The following is a 25,078-nucleotide window of genomic DNA, read 5'->3' as shown; positions in this document are numbered from 1 at the left end:
CCCGCTTGGGGAGACTTGCCGATTTTCTGAATGATTGTCATCAAGAAGCAACGGTGTTTTGTGGTTCTGGATGAAATTGATGAAAAAATCGGCGCAGAAACGATCGCTCGGCATGGTCACCATCGGCCTGCCTCTTGCAGCCATGCTGCTGTGCAGTACCGCGGCTCTGGCAGAGCCCATGCAGTTTCGACGCACGCTGCTCAACACGGGCGGCAAGAGTCCTGAATTGTGCCTGCGTTTCGCCAAGTCGCTCGATAGCAAGGCCGGGCCGCACTATGCCGATCATGTCAAGATAACGCCCAGCCTGCGCCCGGATATCAGGGTAAGCGATCACGATCTCTGCCTGGGTGGCCTGGCCTGGAGTACGCGCTACAAGATCAGCCTCAGCAGCGGTATTCACGACGCCCAGGGGCGTATTCTTGCCGATCCGATCTCGGTGAGCATAGCCACGGGAGATCGTAAGCCCAGTCTCAGCCTTGCGGGAGAGGGTTTCATCCTGCCGCGTCGCAGCGCTGCGGGTCTCGATGTCCAGACGGTCAATATGGAGCGGGTGAGGCTCAGCGTCTGGCGTCTGTCTCCCGTTGCGGCCCAGAACATGACGAGCATGGATACTTATCCGAGGGTCGATACAACCCAGACGTCGCTCGAGACCTATGAGTTTGAAAGATTGCGCAGCAGGCGTCTGAGCCAGGTCTGGTCAGGCACGATGGAGACGCGGGGCGCCCGCAATGCAGGCGTCGTCACCGCTTTTCCGATCGCCAAGCTGATCGAGGGCCAGAAGCCGGGCCTTTATCTTGTGACTGCCGAGAATGCCCTGACGCCCAAAGGCGACAGCCGCATTGCAGCGCCATTGCCGAAAGCGTCGGATGGATCAGACGATAGCGACGATTATGGTCTGCCTATTGCTGCTCACTGGGTGAATGTGAGCGACACCGCCCTGACCACGATGCGCGGCACGGATGGTCTGCATGTCTATGCGCGCGCCCTGTCGACCGCGCTTCCGCTCAAGAATGTCACTGTACGCCTTGTGTCCCAGGGTGGAGACGATCTGGGCAAGGCGGTCAGCGACAGCGAAGGGCAGGTTGTTTTCCCTGTCGGGCTGATCAAGGGCAAGGGCGCCGATCAGCCGGTTACGCTTCTGGCGACAGGACCGAATGGCGACTTCACGAGCGTTTCACTGACACAGGCCTGGTTCGATTTCTCCGATCGGGGGGCAGAGGGCCATGTAGCACCGGGGCCGCAGCAGGCGGTGATCGTGACCGATCGCGGTATCTATCGTCCCGGTGAGAGCGTGAATACGACCATTCTGCTGCGTGACGCCCAGGGCAAGGCGCTCGACACCCTGCCGTTGACCGTCATTCTGCGTCGTCCAGACGGCGTGAAGGCTCAGACGCTCGTGCTCAAGCCGCAGGAAGGCGGCGGTTTCCTCAACAGCTTTGCTCTATCGCCCAGCGCTGCTGCAGGAAGCTGGTCGCTTGAGGCCTATGTCGATCCGACATCGCCGCCGATCGGCCGCGCTTCTGTTCTCGTGCAGGATTTCGTGCCGCAGACCATCGCTGTCGAGGCAAAGCCCGGCAAGAACGAGCTGGCCGAAGGTCAGGGGCTGCCGATCACGATTGAGGGGCGCTATCTTTATGGCGCACCTGCCGCGCATCTTCACGGCGAGGGGCTGGTGCGCATCCTGCGCGATGAAGAGCCGGTGCCGGGCCTGAAAGGCTTTGTGTTCGGTCTGGCAACCCAGAATTTCAGCCCCGACCAGCAATCCGTCACGGTGCCGGACACAGATGATGCCGGGCAGTCAAAAGTTTTGGTGTCCCCCGATCTTCCTGGCGGTCTTACTCTGCCGATCAAGGCGGAAATCAGGGTGAGCCTGTTCGATCCCTCGGGACGTAGCGTTACCAAGACCCTTTCGGTGCCAGTCAAACGGGATCGCCTGCTTATCGGGATGCGGGTCACGACGCCGCCAATGGGCAGCGATAACGCGACCCAGCCCGTGCCGGTCGAAGCGATTGCCCTGACCCCTGACAACAAGCCCATTGCATCGCGCGCCCTGACCTGGACGCTGGTGCGCGAGAACGAGACCTATGACTGGATTTCGGAATCGCGCGGCTGGCATTTCGTTCGCCATGTGATCGACGAGCCGCTTCAGCACGGCACGGTTACGACCGATGCGCAGGGCCGCGTGCATTTTGCACCTGAGCTCGATGGCGGCCGTTATCGGATGATCCTGACGGACCCGACGACAAATGCGGCAACGTCTCAGCGTTTCACCACGGGATGGTGGTCTGACAGCAGGGAAAGGCCCAACGCTCCCGACCGCCTGAGCGTCTCCGTGCGTGACAAGGTGCTGCCCGTCGGTGGTCAGACAATCGTGCATGTTCAGGCGCCCTTCGCCGGTGAGGCGCAGATCGTGATTGCGACCGATCGCGTCCAAAGCGCCAAGACGGTCATCCTGCCCAAGGGTGGGCTCGATATTCCGGTCACGGCGCAGGCTGACTGGCCCGGTGGGGCTTATGTGCTGATCACGGCATTCCGCCCGCTCGACACACCCGCTCGCGCCCATGAACCCTCGCGGGCCGTGGGGCTGGCCTATATCGGGCTCGATCAGGCGGCGCATCGGCTGAAGATTGCCGTTGAGACGCCACAGGTCATCCGGCCCCAGACGAAGGCCACGCTGCCCGTGACCATTCAGGGTGGCAAGCGTGTGCATTTTGTGGTGTCGGCTGTCGATCAGGGTATTCTCGCCCTTACGCAGTGGAAGCTCCCCGATGTGTTCGACCTGGTCTACGGGCGCAGGGCGTTCGGTCTGGATGTGAAGGACAGCTATGCTCATCTCATGACGCCGGTCGGGCAGGCAGGATTGCTGCGTGAAGGCGGAGATGAAGGCGGCGAGGGTGGAGGGCTCTCCGTCACCTCGACCCGCATCGTCTCGCTTTTCACGGGCGTCATCACGCCTGATGAAAGCGGTCATGCCCGCATACCGCTCGATGTGCCCGATTTTGAAGGCACGTTGCATCTGATGGTAACCGCCTGGTCCGATGACGCGCTCGGTTCGGCAGAATCCGATCTTCTGGTCAGGGACCCCGTCTTTGCCGATCTGACCCTGCCGCGCTTTCTCGCGCCGGGCGATGTGGCGACCAATCTGGTCTCGCTGGTCAATACGGAAGGGGCGGCTGGCCGTTATGCGGTTACGCTCAGCAGCAGCGGCCCCGTTCACCTGACCGGTGCAGCCAAATTCGATGCCGATCTGCAAAAGGGGGGGCGTCAGTCGTTTTCGACATCCATGCAGGCCGATCAATCCGGTATCGCCCATCTGACGGCGAAGCTGGCTGACAGGCAGGGCCGGACCATTCTCACCCGCAACTGGGATCTCGAGGTTCGTCCGGGTCATTTGCCGATCACGCAATCGACCGAGCAGAAGCAGGACCCAGGCCAGAGCTATCAGGCCTCTGCCTCTCTGCTCGCCCAGTTCGAACCGGGCAGTTCGGCCGTGACACTCGGCTATTCGGGTGTGCATGGGCTCAATACGATTGCCCTGCTTCAGAATCTCGAGGCTGGCTATGGCAATGATACGACCAGCCTTGCAGCCTCCGCACGCGGTCTTCTGGCCTTCAAGGGGCATGAGGCTCTTGCGCGCCTGACTGTGCCTGAGGGGGCAAAGAAACGGATCGACACGGCTATATCCATGCTGGTCGATCGCGAAGATGCCGGGGGGCGTTTTGGTTCCTGGCGACTGAACGATGGCAGGCTTCTCCCATGGGAGCAGATCTATGCCGTCGATTTTCTGGTCCACGCGAAAGAGGCGGGATATGCGGTGCCTCAGGACTCGCTGGATCATGCTCTTGACTGGCTCGTGACATCACAGGCGCAGAGCCCCGGCATTGACGATCGTCATGCAGATAATTCCGAAAACGCTGTCACGCCCGAAACAAGGGCCTATGCGCTTTATGTTCTGGCGCGTGCTGGCCGTCTTGATGCGCCGGCCCTGCGTGCTCTGGGCGATAGCGCCTCGGCACGTGGCATGGGCGGATCGAGCCGCGTTTTCTGGGGAGACACCGTGGCAAATGCGACCTTTGCCGATGCGCTGGCCCTTGGTCATATTGCGGGCGGTCTGGCGCTTGCCAACGAGCGTCCGTCAAGCAACGCGCTTTTCGCTATGGCTGTCGATGCTCTTGGCCCGACCCTGTCCGGGCGTCCTTCGATGCTCGACCCCTATTACTGGGTCTATCTGCGTGATCTCGGCGGATTGGTGTCGCTGGCTGCAGAGAGCGGCAATAACGGTCTTGCCCAGAAACTGACGGATCGCTTCGGTCTGCTCGACGTGCCGGTGCCCTGGATCAGCAACGCGACCACCACCGCCCTGCTTGAAGCGGCTTCTGCCATGAACAAGCCCGATTCGGCGCGCGGTATTGCCATCAACGGTGTCGAACAACCCCGTCCGATTGCCCTGCCGCTGGCCGTTTCTCCCGATGCTGACAAGCTTGATGGCACAAAACTGAGCAATACCGGCACCGTACCGCTCTGGATGACAGTCACGGTTACCGGAACACCCAAGGAGGCGCCCGACGCAATCAGCAACGGCTTTACGGTGAAGGTCTCGACCGTCACGATGGATGGCGCGCCTTATGACCCCGCTAAGGGCAGTCAGAATGACCGTTTCCTGGTGGTGATCGAGGGCAAGTCGCAGGATCGTAACGCGCATCACTGTGTCCTGACCCAGCTCCTGCCCGCAGGATGGGAGATCGAAAGCGTCCTGCGCGGCCGGGAGGCAGAGATTGTTCGAGACGGGGAAGAAGGGAGTGATTCAGACGCGCCCGATCCCAAGGCTGGTCCGTCTTTCCTTGGCGAGACGACGCAAACAAGTGCTGTGGCGCTCAAGGATGACCGCTTCTTTGCCGCTTTCGATTTGCGAGGGGGCACCTACAGCCCGTCTTCGAGCCGTCTTCTGGGGAGTAATGACTTCAGGCTTGCCTATATCGTGCGCGCCGTCACGCCGGGTCAGTTCCTGCTGCCTGAAACAGTCGTGCGTGATCGCTTCAGCCCGGCCCTGATGGGGCGCAATGCGGCTGGCCGGATCGTCATCGCACCGCGATGACGGGCCTCGACCAGCGAGCCGGCTCGAGGCGCAGAAGATTTCTGCGACGCGGACTGGCAGGCGCCTCTCTGGCAGTGTTGTGTCTCGCTGGCGGTCTTCTGGCCGCTGACCGGCTTCTGCCGCCGGATATGAGCCGGGCCGAAAAACAGGCCCTGTTGATGCAGGACATGCGCGGCGAGGTGCTTGACGGGCGCGTCAGCCCGGATGGCGCCTGGCGGTTCGCCACAAAGCGCGAGGCGGTCGACCCGCGCTATCTGGCGCTGCTGCTTCAGGTTGAGGATCGTCGGTTCTGGGTTCATCCGGGGGTCGATCCGCTATCGCTTCTGCGGGCGAGCTTCCAGCTGGTCACGCGTGGCCATATCGTTTCTGGCGGGTCGACACTGGCCATGCAGACGGCGCGTCTGCTCACCCCGCACAGGCACAGCCTGCGCGGCAAGATCTTCGACATGCTACGCGGTGTGCAGCTTGAGTGGCGCTATGGCCGGCGTGGTGTGCTCGATCTCTATCTCACCCTCGCGCCCGAAAGCCGTAACATCGAGGGAATCCGGGCGGCCTCCCTGTTGTGGTTCGGGCACGAACCGCTGCATCTGGGCTCGGAGGAATCGGCCCTTCTGATCGTGATGGCGCGTCACCCCGAAAGCCTGCGCCCCGACAGGCATCCGCAGGCTGCGCGGGCAGCGGTGGCGCGTCTTCTTGCAACACAGCCCGCCGAAGGGTGGGTGCGTCGTGGGGCAATGCCCTATACGCTGCATATCGGTCATGCCGTTCATGAAGCGCCCGGACCCCTCCTCTGGCAGTGGCGCAAGGGCGTGCGCGGCGTTTTTCAGACCTCTATCGACCGGCGGCTCCAGGGCAGTATCGCGGGTATTCTGCGTGACACGCCCCCACCAGCTGGCGGAACCTGGGCAGTGCTGGTCGCGCGCCGCGATGGCAGCATCGCTGCCTGGCAGGGCAATGCGGGCAATGACTGCTCGGGCTGTGCTGCCGACATGATCACCGCCTGGCGCTCGCCCGGTTCGGCGCTCAAACCCGCCATTTACGGCATGGCCTTCCAGCTCGGTCTGCTGGCGCCCGATACGATCATTCAGGACCGTGCCAGCCATTTCGGTGGCTACGCGCCACGCAATTACGACCGTATCTTCCACGGCACCACGACCGTGCGTACGGCTTTGCAGCGCTCCTATAACCTGCCAGCCGTGCGGGCACTGGATATGATCGGGGCGGGCTATTTTGCCGGTACGCTCGATGCTGCGGGTATCGGGCTCAAACTACCGCCCAATACCTCGCCGAGCCTGGCTCTGGCACTGGGTGGTGTCGGCATTACCCCGCTCGATCTGGGCAGGCTCTATGTTGCTTTTGCCAATCAGGGCGTCTCGCGCCCGCTCAGTCTCGACTGGCCTGTCGAGCCCGCACCCGGCGCGCGTCTGATCGGCGCGAGGGCGAGCCGACAGATCCTGTCGATTCTGGGCGGCGCTCCCTTGCCCAAAGGCCGGGTGGTCACAGGTGAAGACAGGGTGGCTTTCAAGACCGGCACCTCCTATGGCCAGCGCGATGCCTGGGCAGCGGGGCTGCGTGGTGACTGGACTGTCGTTGTCTGGGGCGGGCGCCCCGATGGCACGGCAGTGCCCGGTATCACAGGGCTCGGTACGAGTGCCCCCCTGATGATGCATGTTTTCGATATCCTGCCTGAAAGCGGCACCCTGCCAACCGATACGATGCCGGTTCAGGCAACGCTTTCTCCCGCCTTGCAGAAACTTGGCGAAAAGCACGGCCCCCAGATCGTGCAGCCGGTCAATGGCGGCAGGGTGGAGTGCTTTGCCGAAGATGGTCATGTCACGCCGCTTGGCCTGGTTGCGAGCGGTGGTGTCGAGCCCTATCGCTGGCTGGTCAATGGTGTGCCGCTTGATACGCCCATAGGGATTACGCCTTCATGGACACCTGACGGCCCCGGCTTTGCTCATATCGCTCTTGTTGACGCGACCGGCGCCGGGAGCAGCGTGGATATTCGTGTTCAGTAGGCGAGGGCTTACGGCTTGCTGGCTGGTGCCGTGTAGCCGCCTCCGACCGCCTGATAGAGTGTAGCGAGTTCGGCCAGGCGTGAGGCCCTGATCTGCACCGTCAGCAGTTCAGCAGAAAGGGCCGCGCTTTCTGCATTGGCGACGTCGAAATAATTGACATAGCCTGTGCTCAGTTCCTTACGCGCATCCTCAAGCGTGTGCTGCCTGCTGCTCAGGCTGCGCTTGAGACTGACTTCCTGCGCTGCGAGAAGCGTGGTTCCGGAAAGCGCATCCTGCACCTCACGAAAAGCCTGCACGGCGGTCTTGCGATAGGTCCAGGCGGCCTGATTGCGCTGCGAAACAGCAATGCTTTCCCTGGCACGCAGGGCGCCACCCTCGAAGATCGGCGCAAGCAGACTGCCGCCCAGGGCCCAGATCGTTCCGGAAATCGGTCCACCCCCACCGGCTGTGCCGATACCGGGATTGATCACGATATCGGGCAGGAAGGCCGCACGCGCCGATTTGAGACTGTGATCTGCCGCGACAATCTGGTCGGCAGCAGAAATGAGATCGGGCCGGTTTGACAAGAGCCGGGCAGGGACCGGAGCGATGACAGGCGGCAGGCGCAGGGCTTCGAGAGGGAGTCCCGCTGTAAGGGTGGCGATCTGGTCTCCAGGCATGTCACCGAGCAGCACGCCCAGAGCGTCTTCCTGCTGGGCAATCTGCAACCGTGTCGACGCAATCTGTGCTTCCGCATCGCTGACCAGCGCGTCGGCCTGATCAAGGGAACTGGTTTTTTCATACCCCGCCCTGAGCTGATGGGTCACTCGGGTCTGTTCGGCCTGTCTTACGGCCAGATTGCGTTCGAGAATGGCGAGCGCGCTGCGTGACGCCTGAAGCGAGACATAGGCCCGCACCGTGTCGCTGATCAGAGCGAGCCTGACTGTCTCGCGGTCGGCCTCGCTCGACAGGGTCTGCACCCGTGCCGACCGCGTCTGTTCGCGCAGCTTGCCGAACAGATCGAAATCGAAGGTCAGTGTGCCACCCAGAATGTACTGGCTGAAATTCTGTCCGATCAGATGGCCGTTGCCAACACCAAGCCCCTGTCCATCGATATGCGGCAACTGGGCACTGAGGGCGAGCCGCATCTGCCCGCGCGACTGGAGCACGCGCTCTGCAGCAAGGGCGAGGTCAGGGTTGTTTTCAAGCGCGCGGGAAACGAGTGCCACCAGAACCGGATCGCCGAACTGGCTCCACCATTGCGGGTCGAGCGTCGTCCCGGGCTGGGCCGCATTGCCTTGCCGCCATGTTGCGGGGGCTGTCACCGCAGAGCCCCGGGGCATGATGAAATCGCCTTTCTGGCAGGCGCTCAGAAACAGCGGCAGCACTGCCAGCCCTGCCATGAGCGAGGCACGATAACGGGCGCTCACGGTGTTGCTTCCCCGGAGTGTTTATGGTCGTGGCCGGTATCGGCTGGCGTCGCGACATAGCTCTCGACCGACATGCCCGGCGCGAGGCGCTCGGCATTGGGCTGGTTGGGATCTATGGCGATATAGATACCGATACGCTGAGGGATTTTCACGAAGTTGCCAGTCGCATTATCGGGCTTGACCACGGCAAATTCGGAACCTGTGGCGGGCGCGATACGAAAGACACGGCCGGTGAATTTCTGTCCGTTGAGGCCATCGACCGTGAAGGACGCAGCCTGACCAACCCGAATATTGCCCGTCTGGGCCTCCTTGTATTCGGCTACCACCCAGCGTTCGTTGGGAACGAGCGAGAAAAGCGCCGTGCCTGCACCGACATAGGCGCCGATATGGGTGCCACCGGTGCGGCCGATCACTCCGTCGCTTTCTGCATGGATATGGGTGCGGTTGAGATCGATCTGTGCCGAGAGCAGGCTGGCTTCTGCCTGACGCACATCCGCACTCAGGACCTGCTCCTGGATATCGGCCGCTTTCACGTCTGCTTCTGCGGCGCGCACATCGGCCAGGGCCTGCCGCAGCGAGGCTTCGTCCGAACGCCAGCTATCGAGCCCGGCATCATATTCCTTCTGTGAGACGCTCTGATCGCCAACAAGCGCGGCCTGCCGACGATGATCGGCGCTGCTGCGTGTCAGATGGGCGCGCGCAGTCATGAGCGCCGCCTGTCGCTGGTCGAGCCGCGCGCGGGCAGAGGCCTGATTCTGCCTGTTGTTGATCAACGCAGCCTGCTTGCTGCCCAGATCGGCCTGCGTCTGCGCCACGCGTGCCTTGTAGGTGCTTTCATCGATCTGCACGAGAAGCTGTCCCTTATGCACGGTGGCATAATCGGTGACGAATACCCCCTCTATATAGCCGGGTACCTGCGGGGACACGATCATCACATGGCCCTGCATATAGGCGTCATCAGTGCGCACCCCCTGCTCGCCGAAGGGCGCAAGGTCGAAAGCGGCCAGAATGCAGGCAATGGCGATGACGGCCAGAAACGAGACGATTGCAAGCACGAGAAGAGTGCGCCTGGGCGGATGCCAGACCGGCGCCGGAGAGGCAGACGGGGCTGTGCGGGTATCATGCGCGTCGGCAGGGGCGTTGGGCGTTTGGGTCATGACGGGTGTTTTGCCGAAATCTCTAGAAGGTGTTTGCAGAGCATCACGAGCGCGATCAGTGCCACCGCGCAGAGAGCAAGAACGCTGACAAAGCCGAAGACATTGAGATAGCCCATGACGGCGGACTGATCGGACAGTGTCTGCGCTATCGAGGACAGGCCCTGATGGGCTGCGGCGAGGGAAAGCGAGGCCGTGTCGGCCATGCGCGACGAGAACCCGACCATCGCGTAGTTCTGGTAGTAATATTGCATACTGCCCAGAAGTGCTGCGCCCGTGGCGCTGCCGATACTCTGCGTGATGGCGAAGACATAGATGGTCGAGATGAAGTGGCTCGTATCCGATCTCAGGACCAGGATGATGCCATAGAGCAGGGCAGGGCCGACAAAGAGCGTCGTGCCGAAGCCAAGCAGGGTCTGCGAGACATAGACATCGCTCGGTCGTGTCAGGCCGTTACTGCCTGAATCGAGCCAGGAAGCCAGGGCGATCGCCAGCAGGGCGACAATGCATTGTACGGGAATGAGCCGTGGGGAAAGGGAGAAAGCCATGGCCGTAATGCCCGCAATCATCCCCATGATCACGAAGAGATAGAGCGTGTGATACTGGTCATTGATCAGCCCGGCGTGGGAGAACAGGCCGATCACACCCGTGCTCTGCTCTGAAAGCAGCAGGCGTTCCATGATGGCGACAAGCCCGAAGCGCAGAATGGTTCCTGTGCTGAGCCAGTTGATCTGTAGCAGCGGGCGCGTGCGACAGAACTCTACGCACAGGGCGCACGCGCCGGAAACGACCAGCCCGACCAGAAGCCAGCCGATCCAGGGGGTATCTGTCCACCACATCGTGCGACCGAGCGTGAGTACGGCAGCCAGGCAGATCGACACTCCCAGCAGGAGCACACCAGACAACCAGTCCATGGGCTCGAAGACTTTTCCCATGTTCGTGGTGGGGAGAGGCAACAGCAGGACGAGGGCGAGCTGCAGGGCGCCCAGCGCCGTGGCGATGCAGGCAAAGCCGAAATTGCCGGAGCCGGTCAGCAGGTCTACCGGAACGAGCGCTGCGATCGGGTTGGCCAGTTGCAGGCTGGCGATGGCAATGGCGATGGCTTCCACCCGGCGCGACTTCGGCAGGGCCTGAATGAGATAGTAAACGCCCGCTGCGACATTGGTCGAGACCATGAGACCGTTGCTGACGCGGTTGATCATGAGTGTTGTAAAACAAGGGAAGAAGATCAGCAGGAGGCCTGTGGCGATATTCACACCCAGCAGGCTGGTAAGGAAAAACATGATTCCATATTGCTGACGCCCCTTGATCACCACGAGATTGGCGAAGGCGGCGGCGGCTACAAAACCTGCGACCAGCCAGGTGGCCTCTGCCGTGCTGAGCCCGGCCTCACCAGCGGCATTGCTCAGATTGCCGGAGAACAGAGAGTTCTGGGTCGAGGCTGCGATGGGCATGAAGATGCCCATCAGCGCATACAAAACCCGTCGCCACATTGGATGATGAGCGATATAGGGCGCACCAAGGAGTGGTGGCCGCTCCATGCCGGAAGTTGAACTTCCAGTAGTCAGAGGAAAACGCCTAAATGTTCTGAATTTCTCACAGTATCTCGAGGCATTCTATGCCATGCGTTCTGCGTGGTTTTGGAACGAAATCCGTCGAAGGAGAAAATATTTACAAGTATGTAATGCATGGCTTCTGCTCAGTATGGCAGAGAGTACTGGAATCAGGGTGTGACAAATGAGTGATGACCGGTGAGTCCTGGTTTTCACTCGGCGGCGGGCAGGGCGCCATAGCGCATGGGCGTTGCCCCGGCATCAAGATGGGCAAGGGCGCCGTGACGTTCGGTGAAGGCCTCCTGCTCGAGGCGCTCGCAATAATCAAGATAGCGTATCATGGCGCGCTCGGCGCGTGGCGTCGCGCCATGCACCTTCTTGTAATGTCGCCAGAGAATAAGCGCATTGACCGACCAGGCGTCATAGACATGTTCGGCCAGACGACGGCGTATCGAAACCGGCAAGGCGTCGAAAGCAGCCCAGGGGTCACCCTCATAGCGGCGCCACAGCGCCTTGCGGCAGGTGACGTCATTGGTGATGGAAGCAGGAGAATTTCGTGAGGCAGAGTGCAGCATATAGTTATGTTATAACATAACTATATCGACGTCTATCACTGACCTGAACAACAGGCTAGCCTGTCGCAAGACGGTGACACCCGGAGGTGCAGGATGAGCGCAGCAGGACAGGACAGGTTATTCGATCAGGTAGGATCGGGCTTCATGCCGTTTCATGACGCTGAAGCTGCGCTCGATCGTATCGAGGCCCTTTACGAAGAAGGGGTGAAGCGTCTGCGTGATGCCTTTGCGTCCCGTCAGCCCGCTGAATCGTTCTATCCCTATCTCGCGTTTCCGCTTCAGCGCGGGTCTATTCCTCATGACGTCAAGCCGCGCTTCGGCGTGCTGCTCGAACCGGGTTTCTATGGCACGACGCTTACCCGGCCGTCGCTGTTTCGCAGCTACTGGCGCGCACAGATCGAGAATCTGATCGAGTGCTATCGGCAGCCTGTGCATGTGGGTCTGTCCAGACGCCCCATGCCGCTGCCTTATGTGATGGAAGATGCAGTGACCGGTCTGACCGAGGCCGATCTGAAATTGCTGCAGGACAATTACGCCCTGCCTGATCTGCACGCGACAGATGACAGTATCGCCAATTGCGAGATCATTCCCGACCCGGCCGCGCCTCGTGCCCTTGCACTCTTTACCGCCGAGCGCACGGATTATTCGCTCGCGAGACTGCATCATTATACCGGCACGGCGCCGCGTCATTTTCAGCGTTTCATCCTGCTGACCAATTACCAGCGCTATGTCGACGGGTTTCGCGATTTTGCCCGCACGCAGATCGATGCCGGGGGCGAATATCACGCCTTCGTCGAGCCGGGTGATGCGGTCTATACGCGTGATGGGCAGGAGGGGCAGCCTGTCGATTCATTGCCGCAGATGCCGGCATATCATCTGTGCCGCAAGGATGGTGACGGCATCACGCTGATCAATATCGGTGTCGGCCCGTCCAACGCAAAAACCATCACCGATCACCTGGCCGTTCTGCGGCCCCATTGCTGGCTGATGGTCGGCCATTGCGCCGGACTGCGCCGCACGCAGGTACTGGGTGATTATGTGCTGGCCCATGGCTATGTGCGTGATGATCATGTGCTCGATGACGATCTGCCAACCTGGGTTCCCGTGCCGCCCATCGCGGAAGTACAAGTCGCGCTGCAGGAAGCCATGCAACGCGTGACGGGTCTGGAAGACCGCGACATCAAGACCCGGCTGCGCACCGGCACTGTGCTGACGACCGACAACCGCAACTGGGAGTTGCGCCTGCGGGCCCTCTTCACCCAGATCAACATGAGCCGTTCGATCGCCGTCGATATGGAATCTGCGACCATTGCGGCGAATGGTTTTCGTTTTCGCGTGCCCTACGGCACATTGCTTTGCGTTTCCGACAAGCCGCTTCATGGGGAACTCAAGCTGCGCGGCATGGCCAATGCCTTTTATCGCGAGCGCGTCAGCCAGCATCTGATGGTTGGCATAGAGACCATGAGGCTTCTGCGTGAGCGCGGTGTCGACAGCCTGCATTCGCGCAAGCTGCGCGGCTTCGACGAGCCCGCTTTCCGCTGATCCAGTACAGCCCCTTACCAGAGAGGGGCGCTTCCCTCCTGCCGCCCCGGCGAGTATTCGCGGCGCAGGAGGGTCTTTGCCCAATCAAGAAGACAAGGACATCGTTTCATGGCTCAAGCCGACAGCGCCTCACTGCCCCGCTGGGATCTCTCTGATCTCTATGCCGGGCTGACCGATCCGGCGATAGAGCGCGACCTTGCCGCATGCGATGAGGAAGCGCGTCTCTTTGCCGAGAGATGGAAGGGCAAGCTGGGCACGGCAACCGGAGCAGCTTTGGCCGAAGCAATTGCCGAATATGAACGCATCGACCAGCGCATGGGGCGTCTTGGGGCTTTTGCGCAGCTCAGCTTTGCTGCTCATACCAGCGACCCCGAGACCGGGCGTTTCTCGCAAGGCATGACCGAGCGCCTGACGGCCATCTCGTCGCATATGCTGTTCTTCACGCTCGAGCTGAACCGCATCGAGGAAGACGATCTGGCGCAGCGTCTGACAACGCCCGAACTCGCACGCTGGGCACCGTTCCTGCGCGATCTGCGCGTGTGGCGTCCCTATCAGCTGTCAGACGAGGTCGAGCAGGTGCTGGTCGAGAAATCGGTCACGGGGCGAGCCTCCTGGAACCGTCTGTTCGACGAGACGATGGCGTCTCTCACCGTCACGCTCGATGGCGAGACGCGCCCACTGGGTATGGCGCTCAACCAGCTTTCCAGCCCCGATCGTGAAAAGCGCCGTCTCGCAGCGGAAGAAGTCAGTCGCGCGCTTGGGGCCAATCAGCGTCTTCTCGTGCTGATTACCAACACACTGGCCAAGGACAAGGCGATCGAGGACGGGTTGCGTGGTTTCCCGCGCCCGTCTTCGAGCCGTAATCGCGCCAATATGGTCGAGGATGAGGTCGTCGAGGCTCTGGTCTCTGCTGTCGATGCCGATTATGCGCGTCTGGCCCATCGTTATTACAGCCTCAAGGCGGGCTGGCTCGGCCTCGACAAGCTGCAGCACTGGGACCGTAATGCGCCGCTCCCCGGTGATGAGGATCGCCTGATTCCGTGGGAAGAGGCCAAGTCGATCGTGCGCGACGCCTATACGCGCTTCGACCCGCGCCTTGGCGCGCTTGTCGGCCAGTTCATGGATAATGACTGGATCGATGTGGCGCCGGTGCCGGGCAAGTCATCGGGGGCGTTCGCTCACCCGGTAACGCCTGACACGCATCCTTATGTCCTGCTCAATTACCATGGCCGTAGCCGCGATGTGATGACGCTGGCGCATGAGCTGGGCCATGGCGCGCATCAGCTTCTGGCGGCGCGTCAGGGCTATCTTCAGTCGTCAACGCCTCTGACCCTTGCCGAAACCGCGTCTGTGTTTGGTGAGATGCTGACATTTCAGGCCCTGCTCGATGCTGAGACCGACCCGGCACGACGCCGACGCATGCTGGCAGGCAAGGTAGAGGACATGCTGAACACGGTAGTGCGTCAGATTGCGTTCTATCAGTTCGAGGTCAGGCTGCATGACGAGCGCCGCAAGGGCGAGCTGTCACCCGAGCGACTGGGTGAAATCTGGCGCGAGGTGCAGACACGAAGCCTTGGCCCGGCATTCGAGTTCACCCCCGATTACGACACCTACTGGTCCTATGTGCCACATTTCGTGCATTCGCCCTTTTACGTCTATGCCTATGCGTTCGGCGATTGTCTGGTGAACGCGCTTTATGGCGTCTATCAGGGCGAGACACAGGGGCAGGGGGGAACAGCTGCGTTTCAGGATCGTTATGTCGCGATGCTGGAAGCGGGCGGGACCAGGCGTCATGCTGAGCTTCTGGCGCCTTTCGGGCTGGATGCCACCGATCCGGGCTTCTGGCGCAAGGGGCTGGATGTGATTTCAGGCTTCATCGATGAGCTCGAAGCTCAGGACAAACAGGACAAGAGCGCATAAGCGATGAGTAACTCCAAAGATCTGGACCAGACTGGCCTGTTCGGTGAATTCAAGCGCATGGCGCGGGCCTCGAGCACGGTTGGCGGCATCGCAACACGCGTGATCGGCAACAAGCTCGGGTTCAAATCCAATCAGGCGATCCATGCCAATGATCTTCGTGCGGCGCTGGGCGGGTTGAAAGGCCCACTCATGAAGGGCGCGCAGATCCTCTCGACTATCCCCGGTGCCCTGCCGGAGGAATATGCCAACCAGCTTGCTGAATTGCAGGCCAACGCACCGCCCATGGCCTGGAGCTTCGTGCGTCGTCGCATGATGACCGAGCTTGGCGCGAACTGGGAGCGGCAGTTCCGCTCCTTTTCCCATCAGGCTATCGCGGCAGCGAGCCTCGGGCAGGTGCATCGTGCTGTCACCGCAGAGGGGCAGGAAGTGGCCTGCAAGCTGCAATATCCCGATATGAACGCGGCTGTGGAATCCGATCTGCGTCAGTTCCGCGTTGTCGTGGGGCTGGTCCAGCAATTCCTGCCTGCCATCAAGCAGGATGAAGTCGTGCGCGAGCTTGAGGAACGCCTGCGCGAAGAACTGGATTACGAGCGCGAAGCCTCGCATATGCGGCTCTATCGCGACATGCTCCAGCATATCCCCGAGGTGACGGTGCCCCTGCCAGTCGAACCGCTTTCGACCAGGCGATTGCTGACCATGGAATGGGTGTCCGGGCGCGGCATCCAGAAAATTCTCGACACCAATCCCAGCCAGGAAGAGCGAAACGCCATTGCGACGGCCCTTTTCAAGGCCTGGTATACCCCGGTCTATCGCTACGGCATCATCCATGGCGACCCGCATATGGGCAATTTTACTATTCGCCCGGACTGGGGCCTGAACCTGCTCGATTTTGGCGCCATTCGGATTTTCCCGCCCCATTTCATCAAGGGCATCATCGACCTCTTCAATGCCCTGCGGGATAATGACGAGGAGATGGCGTTTGCCGCCTATGAGGCCTGGGGCTTCAAGGGAATTTCACGCGATACCGCATCGGTTCTGAATGAATGGGCGCGATTCATCTACGGTCCGCTCATGGATGATCGGGAACGTTTCATTCAGGAGAGTGACGACCCCAATTTCGGACGTGATATTGCCGAGAAAGTCTATGAGGGACTCAAGCGTACGGGGGGTGTAAGACCCTCTCGGGAATTCGTGCTGGTGGATCGCTCGGCGATTGGCCTCGGCAGTGTCTTCCTGCGCCTCAAGGCCAAGCTCAACTGGCATCGCCTGTTTCAGGAACTGATTGCCGATTTCGATGAGGTCGCTCTGGCTGAACGTCAGAAGACCGCTCTGGCCGCCGCTCGCGTCCCGCCGCCGCTGAACGGTCTGTAATTCGCTTTCGAACGGGGTGGCGGTATTACTGCGTGCAGGATCCGGCTACCCTCTGTTTACCGAGCGTTATGTCCCAAGTCGTCAACGCGCGCGGCTAACAGCCGCCGCGTTGACGATAAAAGACAGAGTTGCGTAGGGCCGAAAACGGCAACAGCCGGATCGCCTCAGTAGTCTTCGATGTCGCGCCGCTGTGCTCGCGCTGTCAGTTTCTCTTCCTGACAGACATGAGCAGAGGCTTTGCCGGGCGAAGGGTGATTTCCATCTTGCCGGGTGGGGTGACGCTGAGCTCCGGCGTCAGGGTGAGCGCCTTCAGCGTCATGGCAAGCACAGTGAGGGCTTCTGTTTCTGCAAAGCGGGCGCCGATGCAGATACGGGGGCCAGCCCCGAAAGGCATATAGGCGTAGCGATCGTCGTGAGGGCGAGACTGACCGGCACTGGCGACGAAGCGTGACGGATCGAAAATTTCCGGAGCCTCCCACAGGGTCCGATGCCTGTGCAGGGCATAGATCGGCACGACAAGGCGCGTACCTTTCTCTAGCTTCACGCCTTCAAGCGCAAAGGCCTCCGTCACTTCGCGTACGATGATGGGAGCCGGTGGTGTCAAACGCATCGACTCACGCAGCACGTTGCGGGTGAGAGAGAGGCTGTCGAGTTGTTCCAGTGTCGGCCCGTCATCCGTCAGGGTAGCGTCGATTTCGGCCTGCACCTCGCGCAGGATTTCGGGGTGCCTGCCCAGCCTGTCGAAGGTCCAGGCCAGCGCAAGAGCCGTTGTTTCGTGGCCGGCGGTGAGAAAGGTCAGGAGATTGTCCACGATCTCACTGTCATGCATGGCACGGCCCGTTTCCGGGTCCTTCGCTGCCAGTAGCCGTGCGAGAAGATCGTCCGGTGTTTTTTCGGGGGCGTTGCCGAGCAGTGCCCTGCGTGCGGCAATCTGAACCATTGCTTCTTCACGAAGGGCCTGCGCTGCGGCGAGACCGCGTGCCTTGCCAGGGTGAGGAAGCCATTCCGGCGTTCCCAGAAGATCGCCCAGAATGCTCCAGCGCGTCTGATGCAGAAAGACGCCAAGGTTGCGGGCCATGGCATCGGCATCGACCGCATCCGGCGCCGAGAGCATGGTCTCGACGATGATGCGTCCAGTCAGGCGCATCATGACGTCATCGATCGCCACGATGCCCCCCTCTGCCGAGAGCGTTTCCACGCAGCGACGTGTCGCGCTGGTCATGGCAGGCAAAAAGGCCCCGACGCCGCTTGCACGAAAGACGGGGGCCAGCGCCTGTCTCTGCCAGCGCCAATGCGCTCCTTCGGCAGTCAGCAGGCCCTCGCCAAGGCCGGGGCCGATGGCACGGCGCAGGCCTTCTCCCTTGTCGAGACGATCGCTGTTTGTCACCAGCGCTTCGCGCACCAGATCGGGGGCGCAGACATAGACGATATGCTGACGCGCCAAATGACGCTCTACCAGACGCTCGTGAAACACGGCCCTGGGCAACGCATCGACCGGGTTGCGTATCGTGGCGCGCATCATCTGGAACTGGGCTGGAAGGGTGGCGACTTTGTTCAGAAGGGCTGACATCGCGGGATGACTCCGATATCTAAGGCTTACACCTTAGACGATATAAGGTGAACACCTTAGAATGCGACCGGAAAAATGGCCCGACCTGACTCGACTCGATCACGAATTCTTGAGCAAGCGCGGCTGTTTGCGAATGAGGTGGGGTTCGATCGCCTGACCACGCGTGAGCTGGCGGCACGATGCGCGATCAATGAGGGCAATCTCTATTATTATTTCAAGACCAAGGCGCAGCTGATCGAAGCGATGTTCGTGCAGTTCGACTCAGAGGCGCGCGCGCTCTTTGACGCGCTGCCGCAGGCGGGGAGAGGCGTTTCCCGTGCCGAGTTGTTGCGAAGCGTGATGGAAGCGGTTGCCCTCCTGCGCGACTGGTGTGCCTTGAGCTGGCACCATCGTGCGCTGCTGCGTGACGGCAATGCCCTTTTTCGCCTCGCCCCGGCTCTTCAGGCCGATGCCACGGCCCTGAGTGACGTTCTTGGCGGCCATGTCACGGCTCTGATCGAGCATATGAAGCGCATGAGAGCCCTTTCGATAAGTGACGAGGCGATACCGGGGCTGGTTGCGAATATCATGATCGTATCGACCCATTGGCTTGGCTACGTCATCTATCAGACGGGTGTGAGCGACCCTGATGACAGTTATCTCGAATGGGGGTTCGGGCAGATTTTGTCGCTCGTTGCCCCATACCGCACCTGGCTGACGCGCCTGGCCATGCGGGTCTATCCGCAGGCTTTTAGACTGCGCGCCTGATGGCTGCCGACGTTCGGCAAGGCAGAAAATCCGGATATCGCCGAAGGCTGGTCTCGCACTTGGCACCGAATGACGATCATGTGTTGGTGGGAAATCTTCAGCAGCGCGGCCATCGTCATGCTAGTCTGAACGCTTCCGGGTCGGGCGCGGGCTTGTGGCCATTCAGGAAGCGTCGGCCTGGTATCGCGAGCAAGACCAGTATCGCCGGGAGAACGCGCAACATGCTGCAGAAAAACAACAATCCCTGGTTCAGGCCCAAACGCTATGGCTACGGCGCCGGGCTGCCGATCAGCTGGCAGGGATGGGTCTCCTTCCTGTCGATTATCGTCATCATTGTAGCGCCAGGCTTTCTCGTGCCCCTGCTTCCGCCAGCTTACAGAACTGCGGCGTCGGTCGGTTCCCTGATTGTTGCTCTATGCGCCATAGGCTTTTTCGTGGTCCTGTGCCGCGCGCATACGAAAGGCGGGTTCAAATGGCGCTGGGGCGATCGGGATTAGGTCCCGACCGCCATACCGGGTCAGGGTGCCTTTGTGAAAGCCGTTAGCCTGCGCTCGGCCTGCGAATCATCCGCGTCGATCATGTCCTGAAGGCGGCCATTTGCGTCGATCAGGGCGATAGCAGGGATCTGCCGCACGCCGAAGCGTGCGAAGACCGAGGCATTTCTGTCGAGAACGAGATTGATATCGGGGCCAAGCTGCTTCTGGAAAGGGGCGAGATCGCTTTCTTCAGTCCAGAGGCGGCTCGCGACAGCGGTCCAGCGCAGAGCGTGGGTCGAAACGCTGCGCTGAGCGATGGCGCGAAACATGGCACAATGCCGAGCCGTGCGCGGTTCAAGTTCCTTCAGATAGGACTCGCACCATGGCGCCGTGAAAAGCACGGCGTGTTTCTGATGTGCCGGTGCTAAATACAGAGGGCCTGACGCTTTTGATTTGGCAAAAGACGCGACGTTCTCGCCAATCCTGAAGACGGCTTGCTGGCCCACATCCGAGGGGGCGATACGCCCCGTTGACGGGGCTGGTCTCGTGAGACGGTCGAGCGCCGCCTGAAGGGCCGGGCCGTCCTGATGCCCCGCATAGGCCACACGACCCGTGCTATCGATCAGCACATGCAAAGGCGTTGCCTTGATCTGCAACCAGTTGCTCAATCTGCCATCATCAATCACGACCGGCATGGTCAGTCCGGCGCGCGCGACAAAAGCGGCGACTTTTTCCGGCTTTTCGCCAAAGCCGATATCGACCGCCAAAAAGGCGATGCGATCGGCATATTTCCGATAAAGCGCCTCATATTCGGGCATCTGGGCGCGACAGGGGATGCAATAGGTCGCCCAGAGCTTCAGATAGATCGGCTTGTGACCGTAGAGCGCCCCAAGATCGACCGTGTGATTATCGAGCGTGGTGTATCGCAAGTCAGGCGCTGCCCGACCGATCAACGCGGAAAGAGCAGGATCTTCCGCGATGAAAGCGAGGCTGTCGGGGGCTGGTTGAGGCGGGGGCGCTTCAGCGGCGAGAGCCTGTGAGATGCTGAAAACTGCGGAACCGGTGGCGATGAGCCTGCAAAGAGAACGGTACAAGAAAACCCCGTCGAAATAGTCTTTGGGAATACCGGCCGGTGCGCCAGAGGGCAGCGCAGTCAGCCGATCAGATGCGGAGGTCAGACGTGCAGACCGGGGGCTTCCTGACCGGTTGCAGCTACATATTCGTGGTAGCCGCCTTCATAGCGATGCAAGCCTTCTGGTGTAACTTCCAGCACGCGGTTCGAGAGTGCCCCGAGGAAATGACGGTCATGCGAGACGAAAAGCATCGTGCCCTCATAATCGCCGAGAGCGCGAATGAGCATCTCCTTCGTGTCGATATCCAGATGGTTGGTCGGCTCGTCGAGTACCAGGAAATTCGGCGGGTTATAGAGCATCAGCGCCATCACCAGACGGGCCTTTTCGCCGCCTGAAAGCACGCTGACATATTTATCGACATCATCGCCTGAAAAGCCGAACCCACCGGCCAGGGCACGTAGCGAGCCCTGAGGCGCCAGCGGAAATTCATGCTCCAGCGTCTCGAAAATCGTGCGGCTGCCATCGAGCAGATCCATGGCGTGCTGGGCGAAGTAACCCATCTTCACACTCGCGCCGATAGTGACGCTGCCCTCATCGGGCTCGCTCACCCCGGCGATCAGTTTGAGCAGGGTGGATTTGCCCGCGCCATTGACGCCCAGAATGCAGCAGCGCTCCTGTCGGCGAATCTGCAGATCGAGCCCGTTATAAATGGTGCGCGACCCGTAGGCCTTGCTGACCTGCTTGAGCAGCGCCACGGAATCTCCCGAACGTGGTGCTGGGGCAAAATCGAATGACAGGGTCTGGCGGCGGCGCGGCGGCTCGACGCGGTCGATCTTGTCGAGCTTCTTGACGCGGCTCTGCACCTGCGCCGCATGCGAGGCGCGCGCCTTGAAGCGTTCGATGAAGGCGATTTCCTTGGCGAGCATCGCCTGCTGGCGGTCGAACTGGGCCTGCTGCTGCTTTTCGTTCAGCGCGCGCTGCTGCTCGTAGAATTCATAATCACCCGAGAAGCTCGTCAGCGTGCCGCCATCGATTTCCAGGATCTTGTTGACCACACGATTCATGAAGGCGCGATCATGCGATGTCATGAGCAGGGCGCCATCATAGTTCTTGAGGAACTGCTCCAGCCAGATCAGGCTCTCGAGGTCGAGATGGTTGCTCGGTTCATCGAGCAGCATCACATCCGGCTGCATGAGCAGGATACGAGCCAGCGCCACGCGCATTTTCCATCCGCCCGAGAGCAGCCCGACATCACCCGACATCATTTCCTGCGAAAAGCCCAGACCGTGCAGCACTTCACGAGCCTTGCTGTCGAGCCCATAGCCGCCAAGCTCTTCAAAGCGTGCCTGAACATCGCCAAAGCGCTCGAGAATGGCCTCCATCTGGTCCATTTTCTCCGGGTCGCAGAGATCGGCTTCGAGCTGCGCGAGTTCGCCTGCAATCTCGGCGACTTCACCCGCTCCGTTCATGACTTCTGCGACGACGGAACGTCCGTCCATCTCGCCTACATCCTGGCTGAAGAAGCCGATTGTGATGCCGCGATCCTGGAAGACCTGTCCCTCATCCGGGGTTTCCTGCCTGGTGATCAGCCGGAACAGCGTCGTCTTGCCCGCGCCATTGGGGCCGACAAGACCGATCTTTTCGCCTTTCTGGATGGCCGCGCTCGTCTCGATGAAAATGACGCGCTGGCCGTTCTGCTTGCTGATCGAATCAAGACGGATCATGGAACCTCTGGAACATCGGGAGAAGGGGCGTTGATACGGGGTCGCTTCGTGATGTGCAATGTCGTGTTACCGAGTTCACGGCTCTGGAATTTGACGCGTCATACAGATCGCGCTTCCCTCTTTCCTGCGGCGGAACCCCGCTGTTGTTTATCCCCGGGGCAGAGTTAATGAAAAAAGGAAATAGACTGCCGGAGCGGCTCTACACATTGGTGATGTGGGGTGTCTCGGCAGTCTTTGCGGTCTTTCTGGTAGGGCTCGGCGGGCTCGTCATCGACGATCTGCCACGTGATCGGGAAGTCGTCGCCTTCGAACCGCACTATCCCGCCGAGCTGCAACAGCAAGGCGCTGCGCTCGAGCAGGCGCAGCGGGCGATAGAGTCGGAACGCGATCTCGACGGGATCAGACTGGATGCGGCGCGCAGTGCGGCTCGCAACGCCAAAGAGAGTTTGGAGGCCTGGGTCGATACGCGCAAGGCAACCACAGACCCGCGTCAGGATACGGAATTGCTGACGCGCACCCGGGCACTCGAGAACCTGCAGAATGCCGCTCATGAAGCCGAGCATCGTCTGGAGCAACTCGATCAGAAAGAGCTTGAGAACGAGCGGGCGCGCAACGCGCTGGTCGATCGGCGTGAGGCGGTAAAGGACGCCTACAGACCGATCCATGGCCGTCTTGTTTTCAGGGCGCAACTCCATGTTTTCCTGCTGCGTCTCGCCTTTACCCTGCCGCTTTTGCTGATTTCGACCTGGCTCGTCATGCGTCAGCGCCAGAGCGCGTACTGGCCGCTTTATCGTGGCTTCGTTCTGGCGTCGCTTTACGCATTCTTTGTCGAACTTGTGCCCTATCTGCCGAGCTATGGCGGTTATATCCGCTACGGGGTCGGGGCACTTCTGACCGTGCTCGTCTGTGTCGTGCTCATAAGGAACATGCAGTCCTATCTGGCTCGACGCCGCGCAGCTGAGGCGGATTCAGAGAAAGAGCGGCGCCAGCGCGTCGATCGAGCGCAGGCCTATGCCAAGCTCGACCGCAAGACCTGCCCCGATTGCGATCGACCTCTGGTTCTTGTCGAAGGGCAGGACACCAATTTCTGCGTTCACTGCGGCCTGACGCTCTATGAGCATTGCGGTGTCTGTCAGACGAGAAACATCGCCTTCAACCGTTTCTGCATGAGCTGCGGCAGTGAGGATATCGGTCATGCGGAAGACAGGTCTTCTGCCCCATCAGCAGCTCCGGTGCTCTAGGAGGAAAAACCATGGAAGACCCCATCCACATAACCCGGATCACAACCGAAGCCTGCCTTCCGCTGCGTCGCTCTGTCCTGTGGCCCAGCCTGACCGAAGACGAATGCCGCGTTCCGCAGGATCCCGAGGCGACGCATCTTGGTGCGTTCAGCGGCGAGCAGCTGATCGGCTGTCTCTCACTCTGCCCGATCGGCCCCGATCTGATCCAGCTGCGCAAATTTGCGGTGGCGGCTGGGCATCAGGGGAAAGGGATCGGCACGCAGCTGATGGACCAGGCGATCAGGACCTGCCGGGAACTCGGTGCCAAACGCCTCGAACTCGACGCCCGCAGCAGCGCGCTCGGTTTTTACAGAAAATTCGGCATGAGCCCGATGGGCGCTGTCTTCTTCAAGGGGCCTATCGAGCATCAGCGTATGGCTCTCGACCTTTAAGGCGGCTCCTCCGCTCCACGGGGAAAATGAGTGAGGGCCCCCAAAGATTTGTGCCGAAAATGAGATAGAGCTTTTCGTATCTGGTGGGTTCTATTTCGATTTTGCAATCAATTCTGGTCGTTGCCTGCCACAGAGCGGAAACAACGTGCGGGTAGATAGGGAAGAATATGGCGCGCTGGTCTTGCCCGGGCTTCGCCGTCGAGCAATGTATGAGGTGCTGAACGCAAGAGTTGTTGATCGATACGAGAGGAACTGGGATGAGCCGTTACTGCGTCACGGTAACCTGTGAGGCACGGCGCGGGGTCGTTGCCGTGATTTCCGGCTATCTCGCCGGTAAGGGCTGCAACATCAGCGATAGCGCCCAGTTTGACGATAGCGAGACCAATCGGTTCTTCATGCGTACGAGCTTCGTCGCTGAAACCGGGGCATCGCTCGAAGAACTCCGGCGTGATTTCGCGCCGCTGGCGGCAGAATATGGCATGGAAGCCACTTTTTACGATGAGGCAGAACGACTCAATGTCGTCGTCATGGTCTCACGCTTCGGGCACTGCCTGAATGATCTTCTCTATCGGGTCCGTCTCGGTGCGTTGCCGATCAATATCGTGGCCGTCATTTCGAACCATCTGGATTTCCAGAAGCTCGTCGTCAACCACGATATCCCGTTTCACTACATACGCGTGACAAAAGAGAACAAGGCAGAGGCAGAAGCGCAGCAACTTCGCATCATCCGAGAGACGGGTGCCGATCTCGTCGTGCTTGCCCGCTACATGCAGGTTCTTTCCGATGATCTGTGCCAGCAGCTTTCGGGTCGCACGATCAATATCCATCACTCCTTTCTTCCAAGCTTCAAGGGTGCACATCCCTATCATCAGGCGCATGCGAGGGGCGTAAAGCTCATCGGGGCGACCGCTCATTATGTTACGGCCGATCTGGATGAAGGGCCGATCATTGAGCAGGATATCATCCGGGTGTCGCATAATCAGTCACCGGAAGACTATGTGGCTCTGGGGCGCGATGTCGAAAGTCAGGTCCTTGCGCGAGCCATTCATGCCCATGCGCATCGGCGTGTCTTCCTGAGCGGCAGGAAGACGATTGTCTTTCCGGCCAGCCCCGGCTCCTACGCTTCCTCCTTGCGAGGCTGATCAGGTATCGGGCGTTTGCGAGAGGCAGTATTGACCA

17 protein-coding genes are annotated in these 25,078 nt (G+C 60.6%); 10 read left to right on the top strand and 7 right to left on the bottom strand.

Going from position 1 to position 25,078, the window contains the following annotated elements; translation table 11 throughout:
• Window positions 1-79: 79 nt before the first annotated feature.
• Together AA105894_RS04745 and AA105894_RS04740 are read left to right on the top strand one after the other, a co-directional pair.
• On the top strand, window positions 80-5,095 hold the full coding sequence (locus tag AA105894_RS04745; RefSeq protein ID WP_267310723.1) for an alpha-2-macroglobulin family protein: 5,016 nt from the start codon (window positions 80-82) through the stop codon (window positions 5,093-5,095).
• Between the two features lie 74 nt (window positions 5,096-5,169).
• On the top strand, window positions 5,170-7,113 hold the full coding sequence (locus tag AA105894_RS04740) for a transglycosylase domain-containing protein (protein ID WP_267310722.1): 1,944 nt from the start codon (window positions 5,170-5,172) through the stop codon (window positions 7,111-7,113).
• Between the two features lie 8 nt (window positions 7,114-7,121).
• On the opposite strand, the gene AA105894_RS04735 is transcribed toward AA105894_RS04740, so the two are convergent.
• From AA105894_RS04735 to AA105894_RS04720, 4 genes are all read right to left on the bottom strand, one after another.
• Window positions 7,122-8,522 (bottom strand): efflux transporter outer membrane subunit, encoded by a 1,401-nt coding sequence (locus AA105894_RS04735; RefSeq protein ID WP_267310721.1) that lies wholly within the window; start codon window positions 8,520-8,522, stop codon window positions 7,122-7,124.
• A complete protein-coding gene (locus tag AA105894_RS04730) occupies window positions 8,519-9,679 on the bottom strand; it encodes an HlyD family secretion protein (RefSeq protein ID WP_267310720.1) in 1,161 nt (386 codons plus the stop codon). Before AA105894_RS04730 ends, AA105894_RS04735 begins: the two co-directional genes overlap by 4 nt.
• Window positions 9,676-11,130 carry a hypothetical protein gene (locus AA105894_RS04725; protein ID WP_267310719.1) on the bottom strand — a complete coding sequence of 485 codons (1,455 nt, stop codon included), beginning with the start codon at window positions 11,128-11,130 and terminating at the stop codon, window positions 9,676-9,678. Before AA105894_RS04725 ends, AA105894_RS04730 begins: the two co-directional genes overlap by 4 nt.
• Before the next feature lie 311 nt (window positions 11,131-11,441).
• Window positions 11,442-11,804 carry a DUF6525 family protein gene (locus AA105894_RS04720; RefSeq protein WP_267310718.1) on the bottom strand — a complete coding sequence of 121 codons (363 nt, stop codon included), beginning with the start codon at window positions 11,802-11,804 and terminating at the stop codon, window positions 11,442-11,444.
• 93 nt (window positions 11,805-11,897) lie between these two features.
• Between AA105894_RS04720 and AA105894_RS04715 the strand changes: the two genes are divergently transcribed.
• The 3 genes from AA105894_RS04715 (at window position 11,898) to AA105894_RS04705 (ending at window position 16,637) form a co-directional block, all read left to right on the top strand.
• The gene (locus AA105894_RS04715) at window positions 11,898-13,346 is read left to right on the top strand and encodes an AMP nucleosidase (RefSeq protein ID WP_267310717.1); all 1,449 of its coding nucleotides are present in this window, start codon (window positions 11,898-11,900) and stop codon (window positions 13,344-13,346) included.
• A 108-nt stretch (window positions 13,347-13,454) separates the two neighbouring features.
• Window positions 13,455-15,266 (top strand): M3 family oligoendopeptidase, encoded by a 1,812-nt coding sequence (locus AA105894_RS04710; protein WP_267310716.1) that lies wholly within the window; start codon window positions 13,455-13,457, stop codon window positions 15,264-15,266.
• A gap of 3 nt (window positions 15,267-15,269) precedes the next feature.
• Window positions 15,270-16,637: an ABC1 kinase family protein gene (locus AA105894_RS04705; RefSeq protein WP_267310715.1), complete on the top strand. Its 1,368-nt coding sequence runs from the start codon at window positions 15,270-15,272 to the stop codon at window positions 16,635-16,637.
• A gap of 202 nt (window positions 16,638-16,839) precedes the next feature.
• Here AA105894_RS04705 and AA105894_RS04700 read toward each other — a convergent pair whose 3' ends face one another.
• Window positions 16,840-18,207, bottom strand: a complete 1,368-nt coding sequence (locus tag AA105894_RS04700) for a cytochrome P450 (RefSeq protein ID WP_267310714.1) — start codon at window positions 18,205-18,207, stop codon at window positions 16,840-16,842.
• A gap of 75 nt (window positions 18,208-18,282) precedes the next feature.
• On the opposite strand from AA105894_RS04700, the gene AA105894_RS04695 reads away from it, so the two are divergent.
• Both AA105894_RS04695 and AA105894_RS04690 read left to right on the top strand, forming a co-directional pair.
• Window positions 18,283-18,954 carry a TetR/AcrR family transcriptional regulator gene (locus tag AA105894_RS04695; protein WP_267310713.1) on the top strand — a complete coding sequence of 224 codons (672 nt, stop codon included), beginning with the start codon at window positions 18,283-18,285 and terminating at the stop codon, window positions 18,952-18,954.
• 221 nt (window positions 18,955-19,175) lie between these two features.
• Window positions 19,176-19,451 carry a hypothetical protein gene (locus tag AA105894_RS04690; protein WP_267310712.1) on the top strand — a complete coding sequence of 92 codons (276 nt, stop codon included), beginning with the start codon at window positions 19,176-19,178 and terminating at the stop codon, window positions 19,449-19,451.
• A 20-nt stretch (window positions 19,452-19,471) separates the two neighbouring features.
• Here AA105894_RS04690 and AA105894_RS04685 read toward each other — a convergent pair whose 3' ends face one another.
• Together AA105894_RS04685 and AA105894_RS04680 are read right to left on the bottom strand one after the other, a co-directional pair.
• Window positions 19,472-20,524 (bottom strand): TlpA disulfide reductase family protein, encoded by a 1,053-nt coding sequence (locus tag AA105894_RS04685; protein WP_267310711.1) that lies wholly within the window; start codon window positions 20,522-20,524, stop codon window positions 19,472-19,474.
• A gap of 80 nt (window positions 20,525-20,604) precedes the next feature.
• Window positions 20,605-22,227 (bottom strand): ABC-F family ATP-binding cassette domain-containing protein, encoded by a 1,623-nt coding sequence (locus AA105894_RS04680; protein WP_267310710.1) that lies wholly within the window; start codon window positions 22,225-22,227, stop codon window positions 20,605-20,607.
• Between the two features lie 167 nt (window positions 22,228-22,394).
• Here AA105894_RS04680 and AA105894_RS04675 point away from each other — a divergent pair, with 167 nt between their 5' ends.
• The 3 genes from AA105894_RS04675 to purU all read left to right on the top strand — a co-directional run bounded on the left by AA105894_RS04675 (window position 22,395) and on the right by purU (window position 25,041).
• Window positions 22,395-23,468: a zinc ribbon domain-containing protein gene (locus tag AA105894_RS04675; RefSeq protein WP_267310709.1), complete on the top strand. Its 1,074-nt coding sequence runs from the start codon at window positions 22,395-22,397 to the stop codon at window positions 23,466-23,468.
• Window positions 23,469-23,479: 11 nt separating this feature from the next.
• The gene (locus tag AA105894_RS04670; protein WP_267310708.1) at window positions 23,480-23,899 is read left to right on the top strand and encodes a GNAT family N-acetyltransferase; all 420 of its coding nucleotides are present in this window, start codon (window positions 23,480-23,482) and stop codon (window positions 23,897-23,899) included.
• A gap of 257 nt (window positions 23,900-24,156) precedes the next feature.
• Window positions 24,157-25,041 carry a formyltetrahydrofolate deformylase gene (purU, locus tag AA105894_RS04665; RefSeq protein WP_188425164.1) on the top strand — a complete coding sequence of 295 codons (885 nt, stop codon included), beginning with the start codon at window positions 24,157-24,159 and terminating at the stop codon, window positions 25,039-25,041.
• Window positions 25,042-25,078 lie beyond the last annotated feature (37 nt).

It is taken from the genome of Asaia spathodeae NBRC 105894, from assembly GCF_025994195.1.
GTDB lineage: Bacteria > Pseudomonadota > Alphaproteobacteria > Acetobacterales > Acetobacteraceae > Asaia > Asaia siamensis.
Note: the sequence above shows the minus strand (reverse complement) of the source record. Positions and strands in the feature narration are given on the sequence as shown.